The organism is Streptomyces sp. NPDC048521 (assembly GCF_043199855.1).
Taxonomy (GTDB): domain Bacteria; phylum Actinomycetota; class Actinomycetes; order Streptomycetales; family Streptomycetaceae; genus Streptomyces.
Genome location: NZ_JBICWR010000027.1, coordinates 1 through 22348 on the forward strand (window position 1 = coordinate 1; position 22348 = coordinate 22348).

The 22348-nt window shown below is 67.9% G+C and carries 33 protein-coding genes; 16 read left to right on the forward strand and 17 right to left on the reverse strand.

Going from position 1 to position 22348, the window contains the following annotated elements; all coding sequences use genetic code 11:
• Positions 1–376: 376 nt before the first annotated feature.
• The 8 genes from ACGFRF_RS37935 to ACGFRF_RS37970 all read right to left on the reverse strand — a co-directional run bounded on the left by ACGFRF_RS37935 (position 377) and on the right by ACGFRF_RS37970 (position 5764).
• Positions 377–637, reverse strand: coding sequence for a hypothetical protein (locus ACGFRF_RS37935; protein WP_393748035.1), 261 nt, complete (start codon positions 635–637; stop codon positions 377–379).
• The gene (locus ACGFRF_RS37940) at positions 634–1011 is read right to left on the reverse strand and encodes a DUF6221 family protein (protein ID WP_393748037.1); all 378 of its coding nucleotides are present in this window, start codon (positions 1009–1011) and stop codon (positions 634–636) included. The genes ACGFRF_RS37935 and ACGFRF_RS37940 overlap by 4 nt, the downstream gene beginning before the upstream one ends.
• 364 nt (positions 1012–1375) lie before the next feature.
• Positions 1376–1813 (reverse strand): hypothetical protein, encoded by a 438-nt coding sequence (locus tag ACGFRF_RS37945; protein ID WP_393748039.1) that lies wholly within the window; start codon positions 1811–1813, stop codon positions 1376–1378.
• Positions 1810–2694, reverse strand: a complete 885-nt coding sequence (locus ACGFRF_RS37950) for a WhiB family transcriptional regulator (RefSeq protein WP_393748041.1) — start codon at positions 2692–2694, stop codon at positions 1810–1812. The genes ACGFRF_RS37945 and ACGFRF_RS37950 overlap by 4 nt, the downstream gene beginning before the upstream one ends.
• Before the next feature lie 326 nt (positions 2695–3020).
• Complete coding sequence (locus ACGFRF_RS37955) at positions 3021–3302, reverse strand: hypothetical protein (RefSeq protein WP_393748043.1); 282 nt, start codon at positions 3300–3302, stop codon at positions 3021–3023.
• Positions 3303–3383: 81 nt separating this feature from the next.
• Positions 3384–3935 carry a WhiB family transcriptional regulator gene (locus tag ACGFRF_RS37960; RefSeq protein ID WP_393748045.1) on the reverse strand — a complete coding sequence of 184 codons (552 nt, stop codon included), beginning with the start codon at positions 3933–3935 and terminating at the stop codon, positions 3384–3386.
• Positions 3935–4810 (reverse strand): hypothetical protein, encoded by an 876-nt coding sequence (locus ACGFRF_RS37965; RefSeq protein WP_393748047.1) that lies wholly within the window; start codon positions 4808–4810, stop codon positions 3935–3937. Before ACGFRF_RS37965 ends, ACGFRF_RS37960 begins: the two co-directional genes overlap by 1 nt.
• An 87-nt stretch (positions 4811–4897) precedes the next feature.
• The gene (locus ACGFRF_RS37970) at positions 4898–5764 is read right to left on the reverse strand and encodes a hypothetical protein (protein ID WP_393748049.1); all 867 of its coding nucleotides are present in this window, start codon (positions 5762–5764) and stop codon (positions 4898–4900) included.
• Positions 5765–5923: 159 nt separating this feature from the next.
• Here ACGFRF_RS37970 and ACGFRF_RS37975 point away from each other — a divergent pair, with 159 nt between their 5' ends.
• The 7 genes from ACGFRF_RS37975 (at position 5924) to ACGFRF_RS38005 (ending at position 9906) form a co-directional block, all read left to right on the forward strand.
• Positions 5924–6262: a hypothetical protein gene (locus tag ACGFRF_RS37975; protein ID WP_393748051.1), complete on the forward strand. Its 339-nt coding sequence runs from the start codon at positions 5924–5926 to the stop codon at positions 6260–6262.
• Between the two features lie 483 nt (positions 6263–6745).
• On the forward strand, positions 6746–7279 hold the full coding sequence (locus ACGFRF_RS37980) for an endonuclease domain-containing protein (RefSeq protein WP_393748267.1): 534 nt from the start codon (positions 6746–6748) through the stop codon (positions 7277–7279).
• Positions 7280–7290: 11 nt separating this feature from the next.
• Positions 7291–7569, forward strand: coding sequence for a hypothetical protein (locus ACGFRF_RS37985; protein WP_393748053.1), 279 nt, complete (start codon positions 7291–7293; stop codon positions 7567–7569).
• Positions 7570–7837: 268 nt separating this feature from the next.
• Positions 7838–8689 (forward strand): hypothetical protein, encoded by an 852-nt coding sequence (locus tag ACGFRF_RS37990; protein ID WP_393748055.1) that lies wholly within the window; start codon positions 7838–7840, stop codon positions 8687–8689.
• Between the two features lies 1 nt (position 8690).
• A complete protein-coding gene (locus tag ACGFRF_RS37995) occupies positions 8691–8966 on the forward strand; it encodes a hypothetical protein (RefSeq protein WP_393748056.1) in 276 nt (91 codons plus the stop codon).
• A gap of 49 nt (positions 8967–9015) precedes the next feature.
• On the forward strand, positions 9016–9360 hold the full coding sequence (locus tag ACGFRF_RS38000) for a hypothetical protein (protein ID WP_393748058.1): 345 nt from the start codon (positions 9016–9018) through the stop codon (positions 9358–9360).
• Positions 9361–9459: 99 nt separating this feature from the next.
• Positions 9460–9906 carry a hypothetical protein gene (locus tag ACGFRF_RS38005; protein ID WP_393748060.1) on the forward strand — a complete coding sequence of 149 codons (447 nt, stop codon included), beginning with the start codon at positions 9460–9462 and terminating at the stop codon, positions 9904–9906.
• Here ACGFRF_RS38005 and ACGFRF_RS38010 read toward each other — a convergent pair.
• The 3 genes from ACGFRF_RS38010 to ACGFRF_RS38020 form a co-directional block, all read right to left on the reverse strand.
• On the reverse strand, positions 9903–11069 hold the full coding sequence (locus ACGFRF_RS38010) for a tyrosine-type recombinase/integrase (RefSeq protein ID WP_393748062.1): 1167 nt from the start codon (positions 11067–11069) through the stop codon (positions 9903–9905). The two genes, ACGFRF_RS38005 and ACGFRF_RS38010, sit on opposite strands and share 4 nt — an antisense overlap.
• Complete coding sequence (locus ACGFRF_RS38015) at positions 11066–11713, reverse strand: hypothetical protein (RefSeq protein ID WP_393748064.1); 648 nt, start codon at positions 11711–11713, stop codon at positions 11066–11068. The genes ACGFRF_RS38010 and ACGFRF_RS38015 overlap by 4 nt, the downstream gene beginning before the upstream one ends.
• A 416-nt stretch (positions 11714–12129) precedes the next feature.
• Positions 12130–12336 (reverse strand): hypothetical protein, encoded by a 207-nt coding sequence (locus ACGFRF_RS38020; protein ID WP_393748066.1) that lies wholly within the window; start codon positions 12334–12336, stop codon positions 12130–12132.
• A gap of 240 nt (positions 12337–12576) precedes the next feature.
• Between ACGFRF_RS38020 and ACGFRF_RS38025 the strand changes: the two genes are divergently transcribed.
• The 8 genes from ACGFRF_RS38025 (at position 12577) to ACGFRF_RS38060 (ending at position 15428) form a co-directional block, all read left to right on the forward strand.
• The gene (locus ACGFRF_RS38025) at positions 12577–12804 is read left to right on the forward strand and encodes a hypothetical protein (protein ID WP_393748068.1); all 228 of its coding nucleotides are present in this window, start codon (positions 12577–12579) and stop codon (positions 12802–12804) included.
• 8 nt (positions 12805–12812) lie between these two features.
• Positions 12813–13130, forward strand: a complete 318-nt coding sequence (locus ACGFRF_RS38030) for a hypothetical protein (protein WP_393748070.1) — start codon at positions 12813–12815, stop codon at positions 13128–13130.
• A gap of 11 nt (positions 13131–13141) precedes the next feature.
• Positions 13142–13432, forward strand: a complete 291-nt coding sequence (locus tag ACGFRF_RS38035) for a hypothetical protein (RefSeq protein ID WP_393748072.1) — start codon at positions 13142–13144, stop codon at positions 13430–13432.
• A gap of 11 nt (positions 13433–13443) precedes the next feature.
• The gene (locus tag ACGFRF_RS38040) at positions 13444–13743 is read left to right on the forward strand and encodes a hypothetical protein (RefSeq protein WP_393748073.1); all 300 of its coding nucleotides are present in this window, start codon (positions 13444–13446) and stop codon (positions 13741–13743) included.
• Between the two features lie 11 nt (positions 13744–13754).
• On the forward strand, positions 13755–14054 hold the full coding sequence (locus tag ACGFRF_RS38045; protein ID WP_393748075.1) for a hypothetical protein: 300 nt from the start codon (positions 13755–13757) through the stop codon (positions 14052–14054).
• Between the two features lie 11 nt (positions 14055–14065).
• A complete protein-coding gene (locus ACGFRF_RS38050; protein WP_393748077.1) occupies positions 14066–14245 on the forward strand; it encodes a hypothetical protein in 180 nt (59 codons plus the stop codon).
• Positions 14246–14255: 10 nt separating this feature from the next.
• On the forward strand, positions 14256–14663 hold the full coding sequence (locus ACGFRF_RS38055) for a hypothetical protein (protein WP_393748079.1): 408 nt from the start codon (positions 14256–14258) through the stop codon (positions 14661–14663).
• A 591-nt stretch (positions 14664–15254) separates the two neighbouring features.
• A complete protein-coding gene (locus ACGFRF_RS38060) occupies positions 15255–15428 on the forward strand; it encodes a hypothetical protein (protein ID WP_393748081.1) in 174 nt (57 codons plus the stop codon).
• A 47-nt stretch (positions 15429–15475) separates the two neighbouring features.
• Here ACGFRF_RS38060 and dcd read toward each other — a convergent pair whose 3' ends face one another.
• Positions 15476–16057: a dCTP deaminase gene (dcd, locus tag ACGFRF_RS38065; protein ID WP_393748083.1), complete on the reverse strand. Its 582-nt coding sequence runs from the start codon at positions 16055–16057 to the stop codon at positions 15476–15478.
• Between the two features lie 661 nt (positions 16058–16718).
• On the opposite strand from dcd, the gene thyX reads away from it, so the two are divergent.
• On the forward strand, positions 16719–17447 hold the full coding sequence (thyX, locus tag ACGFRF_RS38070) for an FAD-dependent thymidylate synthase (protein WP_393748085.1): 729 nt from the start codon (positions 16719–16721) through the stop codon (positions 17445–17447).
• On the opposite strand, the gene ACGFRF_RS38075 is transcribed toward thyX, so the two are convergent.
• From ACGFRF_RS38075 to ACGFRF_RS38095, 5 genes are all read right to left on the reverse strand, one after another.
• Positions 17448–18767 (reverse strand): hypothetical protein, encoded by a 1320-nt coding sequence (locus ACGFRF_RS38075; protein ID WP_393748087.1) that lies wholly within the window; start codon positions 18765–18767, stop codon positions 17448–17450.
• A 698-nt stretch (positions 18768–19465) separates the two neighbouring features.
• Positions 19466–19756 carry a hypothetical protein gene (locus ACGFRF_RS38080; RefSeq protein ID WP_389960668.1) on the reverse strand — a complete coding sequence of 97 codons (291 nt, stop codon included), beginning with the start codon at positions 19754–19756 and terminating at the stop codon, positions 19466–19468.
• A gap of 13 nt (positions 19757–19769) precedes the next feature.
• Positions 19770–20156: a hypothetical protein gene (locus ACGFRF_RS38085; RefSeq protein ID WP_393748089.1), complete on the reverse strand. Its 387-nt coding sequence runs from the start codon at positions 20154–20156 to the stop codon at positions 19770–19772.
• A 36-nt stretch (positions 20157–20192) separates the two neighbouring features.
• Complete coding sequence (locus tag ACGFRF_RS38090) at positions 20193–21509, reverse strand: peptidoglycan-binding protein (RefSeq protein ID WP_393748091.1); 1317 nt, start codon at positions 21507–21509, stop codon at positions 20193–20195.
• Positions 21506–22324 carry a hypothetical protein gene (locus tag ACGFRF_RS38095; protein ID WP_393748093.1) on the reverse strand — a complete coding sequence of 273 codons (819 nt, stop codon included), beginning with the start codon at positions 22322–22324 and terminating at the stop codon, positions 21506–21508. Before ACGFRF_RS38095 ends, ACGFRF_RS38090 begins: the two co-directional genes overlap by 4 nt.
• Positions 22325–22348: the final 24 nt, after the last annotated feature.

Genomic DNA, 22348 nt, shown 5'->3' on the forward strand with positions numbered 1-22348 from the left:
TTTTGGTGGTGGGGGTGGGTGTGTCGAGGGTCTGCTGGGGGCACTGGGTGTCGCCCGTGCGGGGGGAGATTCCTCGCGAAACGGGCGCGACGGAATTGCCAAGCTGACAAACAGGGGTGCGTTCAGGCACTATGTACCTCGTCTTCGGATAAGCGAGAGGGCATGCAAAAGCCCGCTCGGTGACCGGGGTGGTTCTGGGGAGAACCTGAAAGTCGCTCGTCCCGACCGGCTGCCAATCCGGTAGAGATGGGCCTTAGCTCGGAGCGCCAACTCCGAGCCGTTGCACGAGGCCGCGCACGGTGCGCCAACACCAGCGGCCAGCGGTTGAGGGTGAAGCCCCCGCCAAGGGGCTCAGGAACCTCCCGCTAGAAACTCGCTACGTCACTTGATCCCCCTCAATGGGTGGGGTCTGTCCCTGTGCATGCGCGAGGGAAGTCTCTTCGTCGGGCAGCACTTCGCCAGCGGGCGTCCACACGACGTAACGCCGGTATCCAGGTGCAACGACGACCAGGGCAATGTGGTTGCCGTCGTGCTTGTCCGCCTCGTTGCAGAGCGAGCCGAAGTCGGGCCCGAGGGCCGGGTAGGTGGCGGAGCACAGCTCGCTGTCAGGAAGGTCTGGGAAGACGTGCACGCTCATCGCTCGCCTCCCGTCCAGCCGTAACCCTCAGCAAGGTCGCTGACGTCCGGGCACGGCCACCGGTGACCGTCGTGGCTACAGATGTCTCCGCCAGCAGGCTCAGAGTGCCGGGGTACGTGCCGCGCCAGCACCTTCCGGTCGGCGGCGCAGCGACGCAGCACCGACTCGGGGCTGTTGTGGATGATGTGCTCTGCGATCTCGTCGCTCAGCGCCTGGAACCAGACGATGCCGTCGTCCGAGACGCGCACCACGTCCGTGTCGACCGGCCGAACCCAGCGGGGGCCGTAGAAGCGAGCGGCTTCCTGGGCGGCTTGCTCGCGCGCGGTAATGGCGCGGTTCAGCCAGGCGAGGATGTCCCCGCCCTGGGCAGTCACGCGACTGAGCGGGTAGAAGGGACAGGGCCCGGCTGCGTCGGCGGTGTGATCTTCACGCCGGATACGCAGAAACTTCGGGGCGACCTGTCATGAGGGGAAGTACCCCGGGTACTCTTGGCCATCGTCGGCACCTCTACTTCGCAAGGGTCGTGGTGTCGGCAGCCCTCGCGTTCCGGCCTCGCAAACCGGGACCGCCACACTGTGGCAGCGGGGGCTTCTGACTTTTCTGCGCGCCCTCCGCGAATCCTCGCAACTGACTGCACGTCTGGCGCAGGCACCAGCCTATCTGTTGGACGCCGCATCTGTCCCCGGTCCTCCCTCACGTGTCGCACGTCCTACTAGTCACACCGGCCATGACAGACCGTCAGTGCTCCCGGCCTATCTCCGAGTCCGCCGGATGCCCCGACACCACCAGCCGCAGCGACCGCTGCACCGAGCCCGCCATCGCATGGAACCCGGCCTCCGCCAACCGCTCTTGCAGCCCCTGCAGACGATCCCGGTGCAACCACGGCGACGCCGCGAACTGAGCCGCCCGCGACACCACCACCGCAGCCCGATCCCAAATCTCCTGCACCACCACCGGATCCTGCTCCGGCCACATGTCCGCCGGCAGCTTCCGCGGCGACCCCGCCGTATCCACCAACGCGGCCGCCAGCAGACCCGCCCAGAACTCCGCCGACGACACCGCCTGCCCCGTCATCATCACCCGCCCAGTCAGGACAGCGTCCGCCGACATCACCGCGAACGCAGCCTCCTCCTCAGCAGACACGACAGCAGGCTCGGTGGTGGGGATCTCGGTCATGCGACAGCCTCCATGGCGGCTTCAGCGGGGAACATCTCACGAACATCAGCCAGGCCCTCGGCCTTGACCACGACCAGGTCCTCCTGGCCCTCAACAGACGGGAACTTATGCCGCAGGGACACCCGACGCGGCCCGCGACCAGGACGACGCCGCGGCCGCGCCTTCACCTCCGCCGGCTTCGACGGCCACAACAGCACCTGACCGTGGAACTCCATCAGCAGGTTCTCCGACGCCGGAGGTATCGCCGGAACCGTTCCGTCATCTGGCACCACCTCGACCCCGTCCAGCAGACCGCGCTTCTCAGCCGCTTCCAGCACCTGCATCCGTGACGCCGTCTTCGGCAGACCCAGATACCGGACCAGCGCACTACGCTGCCAGTTCGCCGTCCGCACATCCGGCAGCTCCGCGGCCTGCGCAACCTCCACCGGCTCCCAGCAGCGCGCCAACGCCCGCAACACGGACTGCTTCTGCTCCGTCTGGAACATCCGGTCAGGGGCAGGCTTAGCCTTCAACTCCGGCCTCGACTCGATCAGCAACCGATGCCGCTCCAACGCCGTCCGACCGCCCCAGATCCCCTCCGGCTCCGCCAGCTTCGGCACCCCGTTGACCCACCGCACCGACATTGCGTACGCGTCGCACTGCACCATCACCGCACAGCCGAAGCACGCATCTATCGCGGCCTCCTGCCGGGCCTCACGCTGCTTCTGCGGCTCACTGCCATCTCGGTCCGCACCCGACCACGCATCCAGCGTCAGTCGGTGGTCCCCCGCGGCACGGCGCGGATCGTCCTCATCGGGAGCACACCCCCGGTACCGGTATCGGGGGTGCTCCTCCCACTCTCGGCGCAGCTGTTCGCTGCTCTTCTCCATCGGCATCGTCATCGAGGGCCTCCCTCCATCGGCGGACTGGTGTCGGTATGGGCCGGCAAGGCGTCATCCAGGGCCAGCCCCCCGGACGCCGCGACCACCTGCTGGGCCACGGCCTGGCCAAGACGGCTCCGGAACGTCTCAAGGTCCCGGGTCAAACAGCCGGCCATCAGCCGGGAAGACGCTCGCTCCCGCGCCAGCGTCCGGCGCAACCGCCGATTCCGGCACGACAGGTGCAGGGCGTAAACGGCAACCGCCGCGGTGAGAACCGCGGCGGCCGTCACAGTGCGAACCGCCAACGCGGTCTCACCTCCAAGGGCATGGGAAGGGACGGACAAGGGTCAGGGGTGGTGCAGCGTGTTGATACGAACCGCCTCGAGAGCCGCACGGTCAGCAACCATCCGGGCGGCATCCTGAGCGTCGGCCAGAGCAGCCTCGTCCGCGGCCGCCTGCACTTCGGTTGGCAGCCGACGCCACTCCTCCATCGACGACACCCCCGCCACGCCCAGCGCCGCCCGCCGCGCATCACTGCGCCGGCGGGCCCACGCCCGCAGCTGACTCGCGGCCACGTACACACCAGACACAGCCAGCGGGACCAGGACACTCAGATCGGAAATAGGCATGACGGGGCTCCATTCGGCGGTCAGCCGGGTCGTGGTGTGGGTGGTAGCCCCGTGGGGTGGGCTGATGAGGTAGTAGCTCGACTACGCCCTAGCGGTTTGCCGGATGAACCAGGTGACAGCAAGATCCGCACGCGTGCACGGCTCGCAAGGAATCTCATGGTGAGCGATGTGCCACAGGTAGCCGCTGCGGGTGCCGCACTCGGGGTGCTCCTCCGCAGCCAGAACACGCCGCGACGCATAACGGGACGACTTGGCCGCTGCGCAGGCCTCATCAACAGGCTCGCCGCGCCGCTTGTGCCGGTCGTGAGCCGACACCGTTCCGCACGTCGCCAGCTTCTGCGAGGCCGATGCGCGGCGACGCGTCGGGGTCTTCTTCCGGCGACGCGGCTTCATCGCACCGTGCTGACGCAGGTACCGCTCACGGCCGTTCAAACCGCCGCGGATCCCCTCACGGTCGTACGGACCCAGCCGCTTCTCATCCTCCAACGTTGCCGCCAAACACGCCTCTAGTACCGGGCATGCCGCGCATACGGCACGCGCCCGCCTTGCCTGCTCTGCCTGGTCCTTGGCCGGGTAGAACAGTGCCGGGTCCAGGCCGCGACAAGCGGCCTGCCCTTCCCACCCGGCCGCCATCAGGCGGCCCTCTGCTCTCCGCCGCCCAGCTCGGCGATGCGACCGTTCAGCAGCTCCCGGAACATCACCACACGCCCGTCCTTCAACGGCACGTCGTTGTCGGCCACGCCGTGCTTCTCCGCGTCCAGGATGATCTGTCCCAGACTCAGCGGGTTCCCCCAGCACTCCAGGGCCTGGGCACGCAGCCGGGCCAAATGGTCCACCCCAGCGACGGCAGAAGGTGCCGGGCCCTGCTCCGGCTTCCCAGACGACTCGGCGCCACTCCCATTGGCCTGCTCACGGGGATCACCACCGGACTCGATGATCTCCAAGTCCGACGTCGTCCACAGATCCAACGCCATCCCGAACCGCATGCCAGCGTTACGGATCGCGTCGCCGATCGTCTCCTTGATGGCGTCACCACCGGTCTTGTCACCGGCGTGCCCGTACCCGAGACGGGTCATCCCGCACACCGTCAGCCGGATCCACAGGCCCTTGTAGCCGTCCAGCTGCGGCAGACCCCGCTCATCCAGTGACAGCGGCTCGTATCCCCAGAACGGGTCCACGTTCAGCAGCCGGTTCGTGGCCTCCGCGTGCCCGACGTAGGCCAGATCGATGTGGCCGTTGTTCGGCATCTTCTGCTTGCACTTCCCGCACTTGCTGACCGGGTGCTGCTGGCAGCCGTTGAAGCCGGCGCTCTTGCAGGCACGGCACCAGACCCGCGGCAAGTAACGGACCTCCGTCGGGGCGAACGGCTCCCGCAGCTTGTGCAGGGCCTCGATCTGCTGCTCCCGGGTGTAGCCGAAGGTGTTGGCCGGGCGTGCGGCCTGGAAAAGGGTGTGCGAGGTCTGGCCCTCCGCCATCGTGCCGGCGGGGGCCTCCGTGCCCTGAGGCATGAGGTCTCCTATGAGGTTGTGCTCAGTGAAGTGGGGCGGTGGCCGGCCCGGGTATCGGCGTCCCAGCCGGCCCGCACCCAGAACGTGCTACGCGGCGGGCTCACCCAGCCGGTCAGTCAAAATCACGCGGACGATCGTCCCCGGGAACACCCGCACCCCGAACTTCTCGGACAACCGCGGCGCCAGCTCGTGCAGAGCGTCACGCACGTCGTCCTTCAGATCGACGTACAGCTTCCCGGTCTCACCGCCCCGGGTGCCCTTCGGTGCCCGGGCGGGCCGCGGCATCTCCCACGAACCGTCCAGCAGCCGCCGGACACCCGTGTCCACGAGCTGGTTCAGGTCGGTGCCGCTCTCACGCGCCGCGACGAAATGATCCCGCACCGGCAGTGGCAGCAGCAGCGGCATGGCCGCCTCCACCCCGCGGTGCACACCCAGCTCGTCACACAGGTACGTCAGCAGGATGTTGGACTCCCTCACCGTGTATCCGGCCTTCTTCGACAGCGCGGGAAGCGCCTCCTGTACCTGCTGGCGCAGTTCACTGTCCACTTGCACCTGCAGCACAGCAGGCGGCCCGCCAGCACGGCCACGGCCTGGCTTCTGCCACTTCGGCGGCAGCCACCCCGACAGCACCCGCCGGTACGCATCGTCGGCGAGAGAGTCGAGGACCTTGTCCATCTCCGTCTCCGCCTCCCGCAGCTCATCCTTGATGGCCTTGGTGGTCGTCAGCGAGATCGGGCTCGGGGAGACGGTGTCGGTGCGCTGCAGCAGCAGGTAACCGCGCGGCTTGCCGAGTTCCGCCATCGTGGTGGCCAGGTCGTAGCGGCCGGCCTCCTTCAGCACCTGAACGGTCTCGGCGAGGTGGGGGCGGATCATCCCGGCCATGGGGCGGCTTCCCTTCGTGGGGCGCCGCTGGTCCGGATACGACTCGGGGCGGCGCGTGGGGGCAGTAGCCACCTCAGTATTCCTCCTCTACGCATTGCGACGCCATGCCGTGATGGTCTGGCGGTCGAGGCGGCGCCCCAACACCCCAAAGACTACCGTTCAATGCATTGCAGTGCAATGCGTTCGTGGTCTAAGGTGAAGTCATCGCACCGCACCAAGGGGGACACCACGATGAAGGCCAGCAGCCGTCAGGCACGCCAGACCATCCGCAACAGGACCCGCACCCAGCGCGCCGCCTCCCGCATCACCCGCCGCGGCAACGGCAGCCTCACCACCCACTGCCTCGCCGCCGGCCTCACCCCCAAGGAAGCCCGCACCGTCGCCAGCAGCCTCCGCAAAGCCGCCACCAAGCTCGGCATCCACGGCTTGGCCGCCCGCACCCACGCCGCCGGCCGCATGCGCACCTGCCACCGCTACACCCCCACCCAGGTCGCCGCACTCGCTGTCATCTACCGCCCGCGCAAGGCGGCCTATGTCCAGGCTGCCGCCCGCCTCGCCCTCGCCGCCTAGCCCCCAGGAAACGACGAAGGCCACCACCCGATCGTCGGGTTGGTGGCCTTGGACACACGCACTGCGTGACCGCAGTCTAACTTTCGAACTCCGCAAGCCGCTACCCCCCTTCATGAACTGGGAGGATTGTTCACATTGACTGAACACCCTGCGACCCTCCATGAGCGAATATGCAAGGCACAGGGGTGCGTGCATCCCATCCGGGCCATGGGTAGAGCGGAGGGCTTGTGCCCACAGCACTATCAGGACCACCTGAAGACCCTGGCCGCCGGCACCAAGAAGAACATCCCTCGTGTCGGCCCCTGCCTGGTCGGCGACTGCGATAAGCCACGTAGATCTCGTGGCCTGTGCGAAGCCCACTACGCCTACAGCATCCGGCGCCTCGACAACTGTCCTGCGTGCGGGGCTGCCAAGGATCGTCGAAGCGCCCTCTGCACCGCCTGCCACACGGATGCTGTCAAGGTTCATGCGCCCACTGAGAAGATGTGTTGGCTGTGCCGACGCACACTTCCGATCAGCGCCTTCAGGCTGAGGAAGTCGAGTGGTGGGGCCGCCCAGTGGAGATCACGATGTAATGAGTGCGAGGCGGCTGATCGCCAACTTCAGGCGAAGAACGCTCTCCGTGACCACACACAGGACAGGGCTAGCAAGTCCTACGCTGGCCTGCGACGGTACGCTAAGAAGCTGGGCATTCCCTGGTCTGAAGTTGTGGAGCGGTACCCGGTCGACAACCGTTGCGAAGTTTGCGGCCGTACCCCACAGGAGGCAAGCCGGTCCGGAAGGTTCGCCAGACTCTCCCTGGACCACTGCCATCAGACGGGGCAGCTGCGCGGTTTCTTGTGTAGTCCGTGCAACTCGGGCGTGGGTCATCTCGGTGACAATCCCGAGCGGCTGCGCGGGGCCTTGAAGTACCTGACCAAGTTCGAGTCCATCCGCATCCTCGGACCGGCGCCGGAGCCGCGTACCGCAGACGATGGCCGGCACGAAGTCGACCAAGACGCCATACCTGGACTGTGAAGAGGAGCATCATGCCCGACTTGCATCTGATCATTACAGAGCCCGAGCCCGGTGAGTGGTGGGGTCGCCTGGATGTCACCGAGGCCCTGGAAGCTGCAGGTTGGACCGGTGACGAATCCCGAACCGTGCTGCGGAAGAACGGTGCGCTATGGGCCCTGACGAACGAAACCGGCGAGTCGGGTCTCGACTGCCCCAACGGTGCCGTTATCGAGTTCCCCAGCAACACCCCGACCGTTGTCATCATCGCGGCCTGCCTGGCGGCCGCCGAGACCCAGAGCGCTGAGAGCTGACACGCCGCCAGGGGAGCGGGGGGAACGCGGGCCGGGATCGGTCGTAGCGTGATGCCAGCACGGTGAAGCACCCGCCCGGCCCCCCTCCACCCCCTTGATCAGGATTTTTACGGAACCTCGGCCACCCCACCCACCAGGAGAAGTCGCGCGCGCAATCCCCCCGCACTTCCCCACGCACGGCACGGAAGACGCCCCCTGAATGAGCGGAGCCCGAGGTTCCGTAAAACTAGATCCACATGAACCGGTGGGACCGGGCACGATATACGCCATGGACCCACGGACCCTGCTCGACACCTGGCTCACCAGCGGCACCCTCCGCCCCACCAGCCAGGCCACCTACCGCATCGAAGTCACCTCATGGCTCGACTGGTGCGACGAGAACAAGGTTGACCCGTGGGCCTTCGGCCTCGATCACATCGCCCAATGGGCAGAGGACCGCTACCTCCGCGACATCCTTGACGGCCGGCCCTTCGACGGCCCCGGCGCCCTCGCCTGGCTCGCCGAACACCACCCCGACATCGCCAAAAGCCACGACAAACGGATCACCGCCCTCACCGGCTACTACACCGCCGCGAAGGACGCCGGCCTCCTCCGCCAGCTCCCCGAGTTCAACCTCATCCGCTCCGGCGTCGACCGCGACGCCACCCCACCCAAACGCCTCACCCCCATGGAACGCGCCGTCCTCCTTACCTGCATCGGCATGTGGGGCAAAGACCAGGCCCGCCACTACCTCCGCGACCGCCTCATCGCCTACCTGTTGTTGGAGGGCCTGCGCCCCGGCGAAATCGTCCGCCTCGACATGCGCCACCTCTACGAACTCCCCGACTTCACCTACGAGGTCCGCGCCCCCGACGACTTCGAGAACGTCGGCAAGAAATTCACCCTCGAACCCCTCACCGTCGCCGCGCTGAAGGCGTACCTGCCGCACCGGCCCACCCCCGAGGACGGCGTCCACCACCTCATCCTCGGCCAGGGCGGCCGCCCCATCGTCTCCCGCTACCCCAACATGCTCGTCCAACAGATCTGCGCCTCACACCCGCTTTTGGCCGACCGGACCCCGCCCGTCACCGCCGACACCATCGCCCACACCGGCTACTGGGACACCCCGGCCGGCGGATAGCATGCCCGCACCCGCCGACCAGAAGGACCCGCCCATGCCCCGCGCCAAGACCACCCCAACAAACTCCGCAGAACCGAACGCCGCGGACAACGACCTGCAGAAGGAGGTGATCAGATTCGGAATGGTTCTCATCACCATGGTGGTCGTCACCGCTCTGTACGCGCCCAGGGAGTACAGCCAACGGGCATTCCGGATGATCAATATCTGGAAGCGAGACCCCGAGCCCGCACCCGAGGAGGACACGCCTCCTGCCAAGCGCCGGGCTCCCCGGAAGTAACCCACCAGTACCGGTCGTGCCGCTCCCCCGATCGGGGCAGACTGCGGGCATGACCTGCGAAGACAATGCTTCCCGCCTTACCTGGGAAGTCCAGCTGTACGAGCCGTTCTCCCGCGTGTGGATGTGCCGCGGCTTAGGACGCGCCACCACCACCGCGGCGCCCGCCGACGTCGCCCGCGCCGTCCTGGCCGGCCACCTCGCCGCCAACCCGGCCCGGCCCGGGGAAACGTTCCGCGCCCTCGCCTACACCGATACCGGCAGTCCGGTCTTCGTCACCGCCGACCAACTGTCCGATGGCTGGGATGCGGGTGAAGCGGTACGCCAGGCCCTCCCCGAACACATCCGTGCCGCGCTGCCGGATTGCGGTAACGTGCCGTCCACTCGGTCCCTTTGACCTTCGGGGGTTCTCGTGTCTCGACGCATCAGTCGGCCCAGCCGTGGCAGCCGAAGCGCACCGGTCAAGCAGCCTCCGAAGCCGCCCACCCAGAAGCAGATGCAATCGGTGGCCTGCCCGGCCTGCAACGCAGCCGCCGGTACGCCGTGCACCATCCAGGGCGGTCACCGCGCCCGCGCCGATGCCTACCGGGCAGCCAGTGGAGTGCCGGCACGGTCGCCCGCCGCAGTGAAGGCCACCGCGAGACAGGCGCCGCGTGCCGGCGCCCGGTCCTGCGCCATCTGTCGTAAGCCGATCGGCAAGCGGCCCACCGCTAAGTCGAAGTCGGGGAAGACCTGCCACGCCTCCTGCCTCACCCGCGCTCAGCAGGCCGGAACCGGCAAGGCGCAGCCGCCGGCACCGCGGCAGTGGAACACTGCGGCCGCCGAGCAGGAGTTCGCCCGCAACAAAGAGGCCATTGAGGACGGGCGCACCTACCGGGGGTACAAGTCGTCCGGGTGGCGGCTCGGTGGGTCGCCGTCCACCGCGGGCGAGAGTAGGCGCTAGTCGTCGCCTCGCCGCTTGGCCTGCACCCTCAGCCACGGGTTCTCCGCGCGGGACTGTGCGCGGTCCAGGTACTCGCGCTTGACTACAGCAGAGCCGGGCTTCCACCGGCCCTGCTTGGTTGGGTCTCCGCCGGCGTCCGCGATCTCCTGGGCGCCGCCGCGGCGCAGCCCGTGTGCGGTCAGCTTCCACCAGTCCTTAAGGCCTGCCTTGTGGGCGCGGTTGCGGACCCAGTCGTTGATGGCGTCGCCGGTGACGTGGTCGCCGCGGTCGGTGGCGGTGCGCCGGTTCTGTAGGGTGCCGGCGGAGGTGAGGGCGCGCATGAAGGCGCCGTCGCGGACGCCGAGCCGATGCAGTATGGACAGCCACGCCCGGGTGGCGTCCACGGGGCACAGCAGGGGGTCGTCGGGTTCGGCGGGGATGTGGGTGTCCTCGCCGTGGGCTTCCTGGTCGGTCTTGGAGAACTGGATGTGGAGGGTGACGAAGTCGTCGTCCACGGAGACGTCGGCGATGGACAGGTCTGCCAGTTCGATACGGCGGTTGAGGGCGCCGCGGGCCAGGAGTAGCGCGCATCGGTCGCGGATACCGGCCGGGTGGCGCAGGTCGCAGGTGGCGACCATGGCGCGGAGCATGTCGCGGGTGATGGGCGGGGCCTTCTTCACCCGGGTTCGGTTCGCCCATTCCTTGCGGTACTCGTTGAGCATGCCGCGGGCTTCGGAGGTGCCGGGTTTCTTGTCGTCGGGCATCCAGGTGCGGATGGCGGACATGTGGGCGCTGATGGTGTTTGGTGAGCGGCCTTCGTTGATGAGGTGGCCGACGTAGTCGATGTAGGTGGCGGTGGTGCAGGGGCGGGCGACGCGGCCGTGTTCGGCGCACCAGGCGGCGAACAGGTCGCGTTGGGAGCGGTAGTTCTTGTTGGTGTTGCGGGGCTTGGAGTGGTTCTTCAGCCGCTCGGCGGTGGCCGGGGAGACGTAGAGGTCGCGTTCGGTGTACGTGGGCTGGTCGGCTTCGGTGGGGAGGTCTTGGCCGGGGAGGAGCACCGTGTGCTGGTCCACCAGCGGACGTACGGGCTGGGCGGGTGTCCAGAGGCCGTGGGTGGCGATGGCGGGTAGGTGGGCGTCGTCGACCAGCTCGGCGTCGACCACCTCCGGGCCGTGCTCGTTCACTTCGCCTTCCGGGGGATGTCGTGGACGTGATCGGCGGTCTCGATCGCGTGGAGGAGGTTGGTCAGGTCATCGCGGTCGGGTACGAGGACGCCGGTCCGATGGTTCAGCAGGAACAGCTTGAAGACGTCCCGGTAGCTGGTGCTCTGCCGCGGCAGGGAGATGAACTCACCGTCTCGCCCCTTGACGGCTCGGTCCGCCCAGACGTGCCGCCAGACGATCGGGAAGGAACGGCGCACTCGGTACGTCACCGCAGGAAGGCTGGCGATGTCCCCGGCCTCCACTCTGTCGAATCCTTCGATGTCGTCGGCATCGAGGCGGGAGAACTGGTCGAAGCCACTTCCGTTGTCGGGGTGGCAGTGCACGGCCTCGGTGGACAGGACGCTGGTGTAGAAGCGGTCTGTCCCGGCGGGGACGGTACGACTGACCTCACGGAGTTGCTGCGCGAGATCCGCGATGTCCCGCTGGCGGGAGAACATGCGCCATTGGAGATGCGCGAGCCAGCCGATTGCGGCCAGCAGGGGAAGCACTACGGCCAGCTCGATCCATTTCTGTTCGGCGAGGATCGTAGCGAACGCCGCTGCCGCGATGACGGCTAGCAGGGCTAGCCCGGTGCGGACGGTGGTGAGCTGGCGGGCGAACGTCATCGGTCTGGTCCCCTCTCATGGCCGCTCACGCAAGCAGCCTCGTATAAGGGAAATTATACGAGGGTGATCACTCGAAGATCCCTCAGCAGGGCCGTGGCGTAGGAGAAGGAGAGGTTATCCGACGCCACATGAGGTGATCCGTCAGCCCGATCGATCCTCATGGTGATTCGGGGCGGTCAGCTCATCGGTCTCGTTGCGCCAGTCCGTGCCGCCGCAACGCGGGCAGGTTGGTACGAACATCACCTGCGCGCACTCCAGCAAAGAGAACATCTGTCGCGCGCCGCAGAAACCGCACCAGTGCGGGTGGATCTCGCGTGGGTCGTCGCACCCATTGCCGGGACGCCCGGCCATCAGCCTCTCCCCTGCCTCAGCTCGAACCCTCTTCAGCCAGGCGGCACGGTGCCCCTGTTGTGACGTCAGGACGTAGGCGTACGGGTGGGCATGAAGCCGTTGTCGATGCGTTCTGCTGCTTGCTCCTCGTCCAGGTGCTGGACGCCCTTCCCGTAGCACTCGGAGCACAGCTCCGAGACCAGTCCGCTTCCGTCGGCAGCGATGACCTGAAAGCTGCCCTCCCCTTCGCACTCGAGGCACGGAAACTCGTACCAGCCGGCTACCAAGTTCATGACTGCACCCCTCTCTGCTGTGAGGGAGATCCTATTGAACGGCGGCCTTCGGCGGCTGCGCGGGCTCTGCAGCACCTCATGTGAGCTTATCGCGCATGACAGCCCGTCAGATTCTTCGTCAGGAGCGATTCTGTGCCCAGACGGCCCCAGCGCTCCCTCGGCGGGCACGCTCTCCAAACTCTAGGCATCCTTGGATTTCAAGCCTTGTCAAGACTTCCAAGGGGTAGCTAAGCTGACGGCATGACAGCTTCCGAGGAGCAGCAGGGTTCGCACTTCTGGCTCATGGTCATCCAGACCCCCAACGAGGGTGGCCTCTACGTGAACAGCTACCAGGGAACGTGGACGCCCCAGCCGGGTGCCACCCGCCTGGACATGTTCAACAAGATCCGTAGCTTTATCGACGAGCAGGACCCGCGGGCCCGAGGCGGAGTCGCCGTCACCTTCGACCTCCAGCCCAACCAGATCTGAGGACACCCGTGAGCGACACCACCGCCCAGCCCACCGGCCGGTGCTACTGCGGCTGCGGCAAGGAGATCGGCTACGGCCGGTACTTCGCCGCCGGCCACGACAAGACCGCCGAAGCCGCGTTCCTCGCCATCCACCACGACGCCTCCGTCGCGCAGATGCTCCACGCCCACGGCTACCGCCCCACCACGGACCGGAACGCCGAAGGATCCGTCACCAAGGAGGCGGTCGACAAGGGGATCTGGGAGGAGTGCCCGCGCGGCTGCGGCTACCGGGGCACCCGGGAGAGCATCAACAACCACGTCAACCGGTACCACCGCGAGAAGTGAGGACACCGAGCATGCTGACCCTGCACCCCATCACCGGCGGCATCCGCAACGGACGCCACCAGCACTACCCCACGCCGAACATCCAGCCCCGCCCCACCGGTTCGCAGGCGGCAGCCGAAGAGACCGCCGTCCGTCTGCTCCGCGCCTACGGGTCGATCAGCTACCTGCGGCTGGTCGACAGCACCGGGGCCGAAGTCCGGGAGTACCGGCGCGGCGACTTCTTCCAGTCCACGTCGCCCCTCCGGGACGTCCACCACCGCGTCGTCGACCAGGACCTCGCCGGCCGCGACGACGAGAAGTGAGGACACCGACCATGAGCGTCTTCCGTAAGCGCCACACCCCTGCCCAGCCGCAGCCGCTCATCTACGAGGGGCGGGAGATCCCGGAGGAGGCCATCACCCGCGAACCGATCGCACCAGGATCCGTCACCTCAGCGAAGATCGCTGACGGTGCCGTGGAGATTGGAAAGGCCGACCCGAGCGACCCTCTGTACGTTCACACGCTGGTCAGGTTCGCACTGAAGAAGCTCGGCATGAGCCAGGAGGAAGCCGACCGCTACGCGGCCGCCCATCAGCAGCATGCGGTAGACGCCGCCCGCGACGACGAGAAATGAGGACACCGACCATGAGCACACCGAGTGAACTCCGGGCCCGCGCCGCCGAGCTGGAGCAGCGCGTCCCGCCGGCCCACGCCGGGCCGCGCACCGACGACGAGCGGATGTGGCTGGAGAAGGCCGCAGCCCTCCGTGCCGAAGCCGACCAGATCGAGGAACTGGACTGGGAGCGGACCGGCCGCATCACGTGCTCCGACTGCGGCATGCTGGTCCGTGCCCGGACGCTGGAGGCCCTGCCCCCGCACAACTGCACCGAGCGGCAGCGCGCTCACCGCGAGCGCCAGGCTGCCGGCCGCGCCACCGAGAAGTGAGGACACCGGCCATGACCGAAGTCGCGACCAGTCCCGATGCGTTTACGCGTCACTTCGTGAACTTTATGGCCGCCCAGGACCCGGAGCGTCTGGAGCGATACCGAGCCGAGGCGTGGGGGCTGGTTGATGATCTGCCGCAGAACTCTCCCGACGCCATGGTGGTCACGTACGACCGCGCCACCGAGAAGTGAGGACACGACCATGAGTGCCGCCATTCTCGCCGATGCAGAGGCGATGGAACTTCAGGCCCGTGAAATGCTCGCCGCCCTGCACCAGTGCAAGACCTGGGAGGAGCGCCTGCGTGCCGAGGACCGGATCGAGGAACTACGGGAGCACGCCGCCAGCATCAAGGCCCGGATCGAGTCCAGCCGCGAGCACATTCGGAACTACTACGGTCTCGACCTGCGCGTCGGCCTGGAAGTCAAGCATGAGGGCCGCCCGGGCCGCATCGTCGGCTTCGCTGGCCAGTACGTCGAGGTGCAGCTCGACGGCGACGACCACACGACGACATGCCACGCCACCTCGGAGATGAAGTATCCGCAGGGCACCCGCATTGGCCCCGGCCCCGACGAGCGATTCGCCCACCTCGTCCAGGTCCACTCCGCCTGACCCCACGCATGACGGTGCCCCGGCTGCTTTCCTCAGCCGGGGCACCGTCGTGCACCCTACCGATCGACGGCGAGATCCGGACAACCCGCGAATCCGCAGGCTAGCGGTAATTCGCGGATACTCGCGGCTGCTCCCGTGTGCTCACGTGTTGGCATGCGTGTGCACCATCTGACCTGCCAAAAGGGTGAGATGGCGGGATCGTGAGCGGCCGCGTGCGCTGGCTGATCCGCTCCCCTAGCGTGTACCTCGTCCCGCCCGGGAGGCCAGACGTGGCCGACTGTGACGGGATACACAAGGGAGCTGTGGAGCCGTGGTCCAGCGACGCCCAGGCGGGTCACTGGCGCAGCTCTGCCGGCACCCCGACAGTGCCGCAAGGCAGAGGAAGTTCCCCTAACCAATGGAAGTTTGGCCTCGGTGGCGATCAGCTCTACCAGAGTTCCCTAGACTGCTACCAACGCAAAGAGAGCCCTGCTTCCCGGCATCGGTTACCAGGCCTCGGCCGGAGGGCTCTCTGCGCGCGCCCTGTTCGGTACTAACGAAAGGCGCATCGCCATGCGTGATGACGATGTATCTACCCTAGCGCAACGACTGTTGCGTGTCCTCTACAGCCTGCGTGAGTGGGCGGCGAAGAAGGCTGCGCGGTTCAAGCGGATGGCCAAGCGTCACCGCCGTGACGTGCAGAGCCAGATCATCCGGGGTGTCTCGTACGGCGTCGGGAGTGGCGCCGTGAGTCTCCTCGTTGTCTGGTGGGAGAACCGGCACTAGCAGCCGGACCTGGAGGGCCCCTACCACCGGTGGGGGCCCTCGGGCTGTCAGGACGGCAGCGCGGTCCGGTGGAAGTTCTGCCAGGACCGGGACGCGGTCGGTCCCCGCTGCCCCTGATACCGCGACCCGCGTTCCACGGAGCCGTACGGGAACTCGGCCGGGCCGGTCATCTGGAAGACGGCCAGCTGGCCCACCTTCATCCCCGGCCACAGAAGGATCGGGAGGGTGGCGAGGTTGGACAGCTCGAGGGTGACGTGGCCCTCGAAGCCGGGGTCGATGAAGCCCGCGGTGGAGTGCGTGACCAGGCCCAGTCGCCCGAGCGACGACTTGCCCTCCAGGCGTGCGGCCAGGTCGTCGGGCAGGCGGACCCGCTCGTAGGTGGAGGCGAGGACGAACTCCCTCGGGTGCAGGACGAACGCCTCCCCCTCGTCCGGCTCCACCAGCCGCGTCAGGTCCGGCTGCTCGATGGCTGGGTCAATGTGGGCATACCGATGGTTCTCGAAGACCCGAAACGAGCGGTCCAGGCGGACGTCGATGGACGCCGGCTGGAGCATCTCCCGGTCGTACGGGGTCACGCCGAGCCGTCCATCGGTTATCGCCTCATGGAGGTCTCTGTCGGAGAGGAGCACACGCGGAGCCTACGTCCGGGCCGGCGAGGTGTTCCCCGCGCAGGTCGTCAGGCAGCAGCGGATAACGATGTGGGGTTCGCTCGGGAGCCGTCGGACGCGACTTGGAAGGCGTGGGGATCCACCTCGGTGTCCGTGACAGCCGCCAGGTTCGCCGTAACGACCAAGTCCGTTTCGGGGAGGTCCTGCAGTGTCAGGCCTGTGGCAGCCATCAGATTCAGGGTGAGGACGGGGACCAAGATCTGGCCTCGGCACCAGGCCGGTATGGACAGGTGCGCAGTGTCGGTGCCCGCCCGGACGACACGGGCGCGGGTGCGCTGGTAGTCGATACGCGTCACATGCCCCCCGCTTGATCTTCGCCCCTACACCCTCCGTCGCAGTGAGCTGGGTGTCAACGGATCTGCGCCCGCCACGCCTCCAGCTCCTGCATGCAGACAACGCACAGCGGGCTGCCGCCTGGGCCGTAGCGGTGGGTGGGCTGCTGGCACGTCGAACACGGTCCGACCAACGCGGGCGGGCATGTCGGCAGAGGCGGGACAGGTCTGTCGGTGAGGGCGGGGCTGCTCATGCGCTCCATCGTACGAGGGTGCGGAGGGAACGCTGTGGGGCCGGGCCGGGAGACTTGGCGGTGCCTCCCCGCTCCCCCGCCCGATCGGAGCCTGCTGTGCCCACGCCCACCGAGCCCGTCTTCCGCAGTGACGTCACCGTTCACCTGGTGAAGTGCAGCGCTTCGGACGCCGACGTCCTCTTCGCCGCCCGTGTCTCGACCGCCGGTGAGCAGTCCCTGGCCGAGTTGAAGGAGGACCCTGAGCGCTCCAAGGGTCTGATCAACTACCTGATGCGGGAACGCCATGGGTCTCCCTGGGAGCACACGTCGATGACGTTCCTGATCAGTGCCCCGATCTTCGTCTTCCGCGAGTTCATGCGGCACCGGGCCGGCTGGTCGTACAACGAGGAGTCCGGGCGGTACCGGGAGCTGAAGCCGGTGTTCTACCTGCCGGACTTCGATCGGAAGCTGGTTCAGCAGGGGCGGCCCGGTAGGTACGAGTTCGTGGAGGGCACGCCGGAGCAGCATTATCTGACGCGGACGGCGATGCGGGCCTCGTACCGGCAGGCGTACGAGGCGTATCAGGCGCTTCTCACTGACGGTGTCGCCCGGGAGGTGGCCCGGTCGGTGCTCCCGGTGGGCTTGTACTCGTCGATGTACGCGTCCTGCAACGCGCGATCTCTCATGCACTTCCTCGGCCTGCGGACCCAGCACCCGGCCGCGGCGACCCCGTCCTACCCGCAGCGGGAGATCGAGATGGTCGGCGAGAAAATGGAAGCCGAGTGGGCCCGGCTGATGCCCCTCACCTATGAGGCGTTCAACGCCAACGGGCGTATAGCTCCCTGATCACAGCTGGATGCCGCCCTTGGCGACGAACTGCACGCTACGGATGATGTGGTTGTCGTTGGCGCCGCCGTTCGCGCCGGTCCAGCCGATCCGGGCGGTGGCCGCCACCGTGACCGGGACCTGATCGAAGGCGAGCAGGGCGCCGATCCACACGGACATCAAGCCGTCCTCAACGAGGACCCGCACTCGCTGGGGTGCGGCACGCAGATCCAGGACACCGCCGTAGGTGGCCACGGCGTCCAGGGAGTCGGCGTCCGTGGTGACAATCCGGGCCCGCGATCCGAAGCCGGTGTCCAGGGCGAGAGCGACCGCGTTACAGCCCTGCAGTCCCAGCTCCCCGCCTCCCCCGCCGACGAACGTGGCCGGGGTGGCCGGGTCGGCAAGCGCGAAGGTGACGCCGTCGGCGCCGGTACCGCCACTCATCTCCACAGTGAACGACACGTCCACCTCGGAGGGGTGGTTGGCGGTGGTCCAGCAGGAGCCGGCACCGAAGCCGCTGGAGGCGTGGGTGAGGTAGACGTCCATGCCGTCGAGGGTTGCTTGGCCGTTGCGCTGCCAGCCGGCGAGGGTGGGCGGGTCGATCCGCGACCAGGGTTCCCACGCCCCTCCGGTTTTGGGTCCGTACAGGCGTCGTTCCCCGATCGACATGGCCCAGTCGCCGTCGATGCCGAGGCTGTCTGCTGGCTGTTCGGTGACGGGCCAGACGGCTCCCGGTCGTGCGGGGGCAGGATCGCCGGGGTCGCCCTTGTCGCCTTTCGGTCCGGCGGGGCCTTGTGGGCCGGTGTCTCCGGTGTCTCCCTTGGGTCCGGCTGGGCCGGTGTCTCCCGTGGGCCCCTGCAGTCCGGTTGGGCCTTGGGTGCCTGGATCACCTTGAGCGCCCGTCGCGCCCGCCGGGCCGGCCGGCCCTACAGGGCCCTCGGGACCCTCCGGTCCCTCCGGTCCCTGCGGGCCGGCGAGGTAGACGACGGTGCCCTGCCCGGTCTGGGTGTCGGAGAGGTCGGCGCGGATGGCGCCGATCCAGTACGAGCCGGTGTCGGGTACGACGATGTAGGTGCGGGCCGGGTTGCCGTCCGGGGCGCGGCCCTCGGTGATGCACCACAGGGTGTCCCCGGCGTCCGAAGTGATCCCGCTGTTCGGCAGCAGGTCCAGTTCCCACGTGCCGTCCGAGGCCGGATGGATCCGCTGGTCCTGGACGACCTCGCCCGGGATCCCGGCGGCGTAGCCGATAGTGCGGGCACCGGTGACGTCTACCAGGGTCGCGGTCACCTCCACCCGCTCTGGGCGTGGGGCTCCGATCAGCTTGCCGGTCACCGTGGTCATCTGGATCTCCTAATCGCGGCGTCGGTCAGTCAGGGTGGGCGGCAGCAGAGTGGACTGGGTGTCATTTGGGGAAGGCTCGCCGGGGCTGGGGCTGGGAGATGGCGGCGGGTCCGGATTGGCCGTACTGGTCTGGGTGCAGTGGTAGCGCGGGTGGTCCGGATCAAAGTCGTCGACAGGAACGCACCGGTACTCGTTACCGTCCTGGTCGGTGTACGTCCACTGGGAGGGTGGGGCGCCGTCCTTGCCGTCCTTGCCGTCCGTTCCATCTTTGCCTGGCGCGCCGTCCGCTCCGGCGGGGCCTGTGGGGCCTGTGGGCCCGGGGACGGTTGAGTCGGCGCCAGGAGCACCCGATGGCCCCGGCGGGCCAGCAGGGCCCGGACTAGGTGTGATGGTTGGCGCGTCCTTCCCGGATGCGCCCGTCGGCCCCGGCGGCCCGGAAGGCCCACGTGAGCCGATTACCGCCTTGCCCGGCTCGCCCCGTGAACCAGGAGGCCCCGCTACCGGCTTCTCCCCCAGTGACTCGACCTGCTGGGCCAGAGCGTCACGCGCGTTGTTGGACCTACGCAAGTCGTCCTGCAGCCCTTGCACGGACAGCAGAATCCACGCGATGGCGGCGCCGAGGAGGACAGCCAAGAGCAGTGCAAGACTGTCGCCACGGCGCCACCGTTTTTCTTGAGCACGTATCTGTGCCCTGCTCATCACGTCCCCCGAGCAAGCAGAATGATCACTGGCAGGAGGATTCCGACGAGGGGCACGACTACGGCTCCGATCAGCCACCGCCTGGTGGCCACCAACTTCTCAGCGTCCTTCTCTCGAAGGGTCTCCAACGTGGACACCCGCCCGGTCAGCGCCTCGTGTCGAAGGTCGTAAATCCTTTGGTCGACCTTCTCGTCCATGCGCCGACCGAGCTGCTGGATGTCATCACGAACGTCGGCGAGCCGATCTTCGAGACGCCGGACCATTTCTCCGGGGGTCGGCTCGTCGCCCATGGGTGTGCTCCGGTCAGACGCTACGGACGGCCGGCTTGACCGGGCTGGACTCTTCCAGCGGCGTCGACGGCAGCGGCGGGGTGACCATGAACCGTTCGACGACGGCCAGGCCTGCGGCGATGGTCGCCATCCACAGCGCCTGCCGGTCCGCGGACCAGTCCAGGCCGAGGCCCACGAACAGGCTCATGACGGCCTGTCCGAGCTGGAGGATGGCCGCGCCCCAGGCGCCGTTCTTCGCGACGATCGCGATGAGCAGGGCGACCACGCCGGCGGCGATGGCGTTGATGGCGGTCTGAACGCCGTCGGACACGTCCAGTTCGTAGCCGAGGAGCTTGACGCCTGCGGCCACAAGACCGAGGAGCAGGGCGGGTTCACGCCCGAAGATCTTGACGGGGGACACGGTGGTCTCCTTGCTGAGGGGTTGGTGGAGGGTGGGTCAGACGTTGGGGACGCGGAGCTTTTCCCAGCTGGTCTTGCCGGGGATGCCGTCGGCGTCATCCCCCGTGTAGCCGAGCTTCTTCTGCCAGGCGCGGTAGGACTCCCGGTCGGCGTTCGTCCAGTTCGGGCCCGGCCCGGAGTTGTAGCGGCCGCAGCCCTCCGCGACGAGGCGGCGCCCCATCGCGGTGATGATCGGGCTGTGGCGTCCGCCGTGGAAGAAGCTGCTGCCCGGGAACCGCTCGTACTGCGGGGCGGACGGCTTCGCCTTCGTGGGCAGCTTCAGCTTCTGGCCCACGGCCAGCTCATCGGCGTCCTTCAGCTTGTTCAGCGACACCAACACGGCGACCGTGGTTCCGTTCGCCTTGGCGATAGCCGACAGGGTGTCGCCCTTCTTCACCGTGTACGTAGCCGTGCTGCTCGGGGAGCCGCTGTCGCTTCCGGTGTCCGTCGGGGCCTTGCCGGGCACGATGGTCGTGTCGATGGCGCCCGGATCGCCGTGATCGTTGCCGGGAACCTGGGAGTGCGCGTAGTGGCCGGGCTTGGACTGCCAGATCGTCCGGGACCGAGAGGACTTCCCGTTCGGGTAGGCAGGCGGCTTCCCAGCCGGCCAGTCGTCGGGGACGCCCCAGGCCCGGCCAGCGGCGAGCAGCTTCTGGAAGTTCGGCTTCTTCGCCGCGTCGAAGCCCTTGGTCCACGGTGAGGCGGCCTTGCCGAGGACCTCTACCTGAATGTTGACCTTGCCCTCGCGGTTCGTGCGACGGGCTCCGTCGTTCTTCAGGGCCCGGGCGGACAGGTTCAGCGGACCGAACTGGCCGATCTTGTCGGACACGGGGTCGTAGATGACCTGCGGCTCCGACGCGACACGGATCAGGTAGAGGGCGACGGAGTTGAAGTAGGCGGCGCCGGCCGGGGACTCGGTGGTGTGCCAGGTGAAGCGGGGACCGGACTCCGGGTGGTCCATGGCGCCGCCGATGGACTGCGATCCGAACCTGACGGCGCCGGTGATGTAGGCCGGACCGCTGGCGCCGCGCGGGAGGTCGTCGGGGTCGAGGCTCTTGGGCTGCTCGTCGGGCTGGTATACGCGGAACTCGGGGGCGTCGACGGGCACGTACACGTCGAGGTCGCCGTCGTCGCGGAGGACGGCGAACGCACCGGCCTGGCGGGGGTGGTCCTTCACCCAGCGTTCGGTGTCCTCCAGGGCCGCAATGGCGCGGACCTCGTCGGCGTGCTCCTGCGTGCAGGTACCGAGGTAGGTGGTGGTGACTTCGCCGGTGTCGGGGTCCAGGTGGTCTGTTGCGACGTAGTACTCGGTCATCGCTGGGAGTCCAATCGGGGCTGGGTGCAGTCGATCTGCTGCCGAAGGGCGCGGTACGTGGACAGGCGCAGCCGACCGGATCCGTGGTCGCCCCAGCTGTCCGACCAGCTGTTGACGAAGCGGAGGACGGTGTCGTCGGCGAGAGTGCCGTCCGGGTTGAGGGAGACGCTCTCGAGGGCCGTCAGGCACACCTCGTGGCCGCCCGCTATAGGGGAGGACTGCCAGTCGGGGTCGGCGTCGATGAATCCGTCCTGGTCCGGCGTGAAAAAATGGTCTACCCACGGCATGCCCATGAGGACGGGCCCGCTCTGGAGGTCACGACAGAGTTCCTCGGCGGTGGTGGCGTGCCCGTACTGGTCGATGAGGCCGCGGTGGCGGAGGGCCTTGGCGACGCCGAGTCCGGAGGACCCGCAGTCGTCGGAGGGCCAGGCGTTGTCGTGCCACTGGTCGCGGTGGGTGGCGTCGGAGTACAGGCCGATCGCCCACCTTTCCGCAGCAACCGGGTCGGTGACGTCGAGGCCGGCCGCGGCGAGGTCCTCGGTGGTGCGGAGGATGGAGATCAGGCAGGTCGCGCTGTTGGCGGTGCAGGAGCCGAGCGCGTCGACGTCTTCGACTCCCTGGACCAGCTCGGACGTGCGGATGCCCTGGGTGAGGAGGTCCTGCTGGTTGAGGACGGGGACCTTGGGGGTCCACTCGACCGGCTTGATGGGTTCGCCGTAGTAGCGGCGTCGGTAGGCGAGGCTGCGCTCGTCCAGCACCATGTGCCGGCCCAATGCGCCGGTCACGGTGTACTGCGTGATGTCGAGGTCGGGCACCCGCCCTGGCTCCTGGATCTCCCC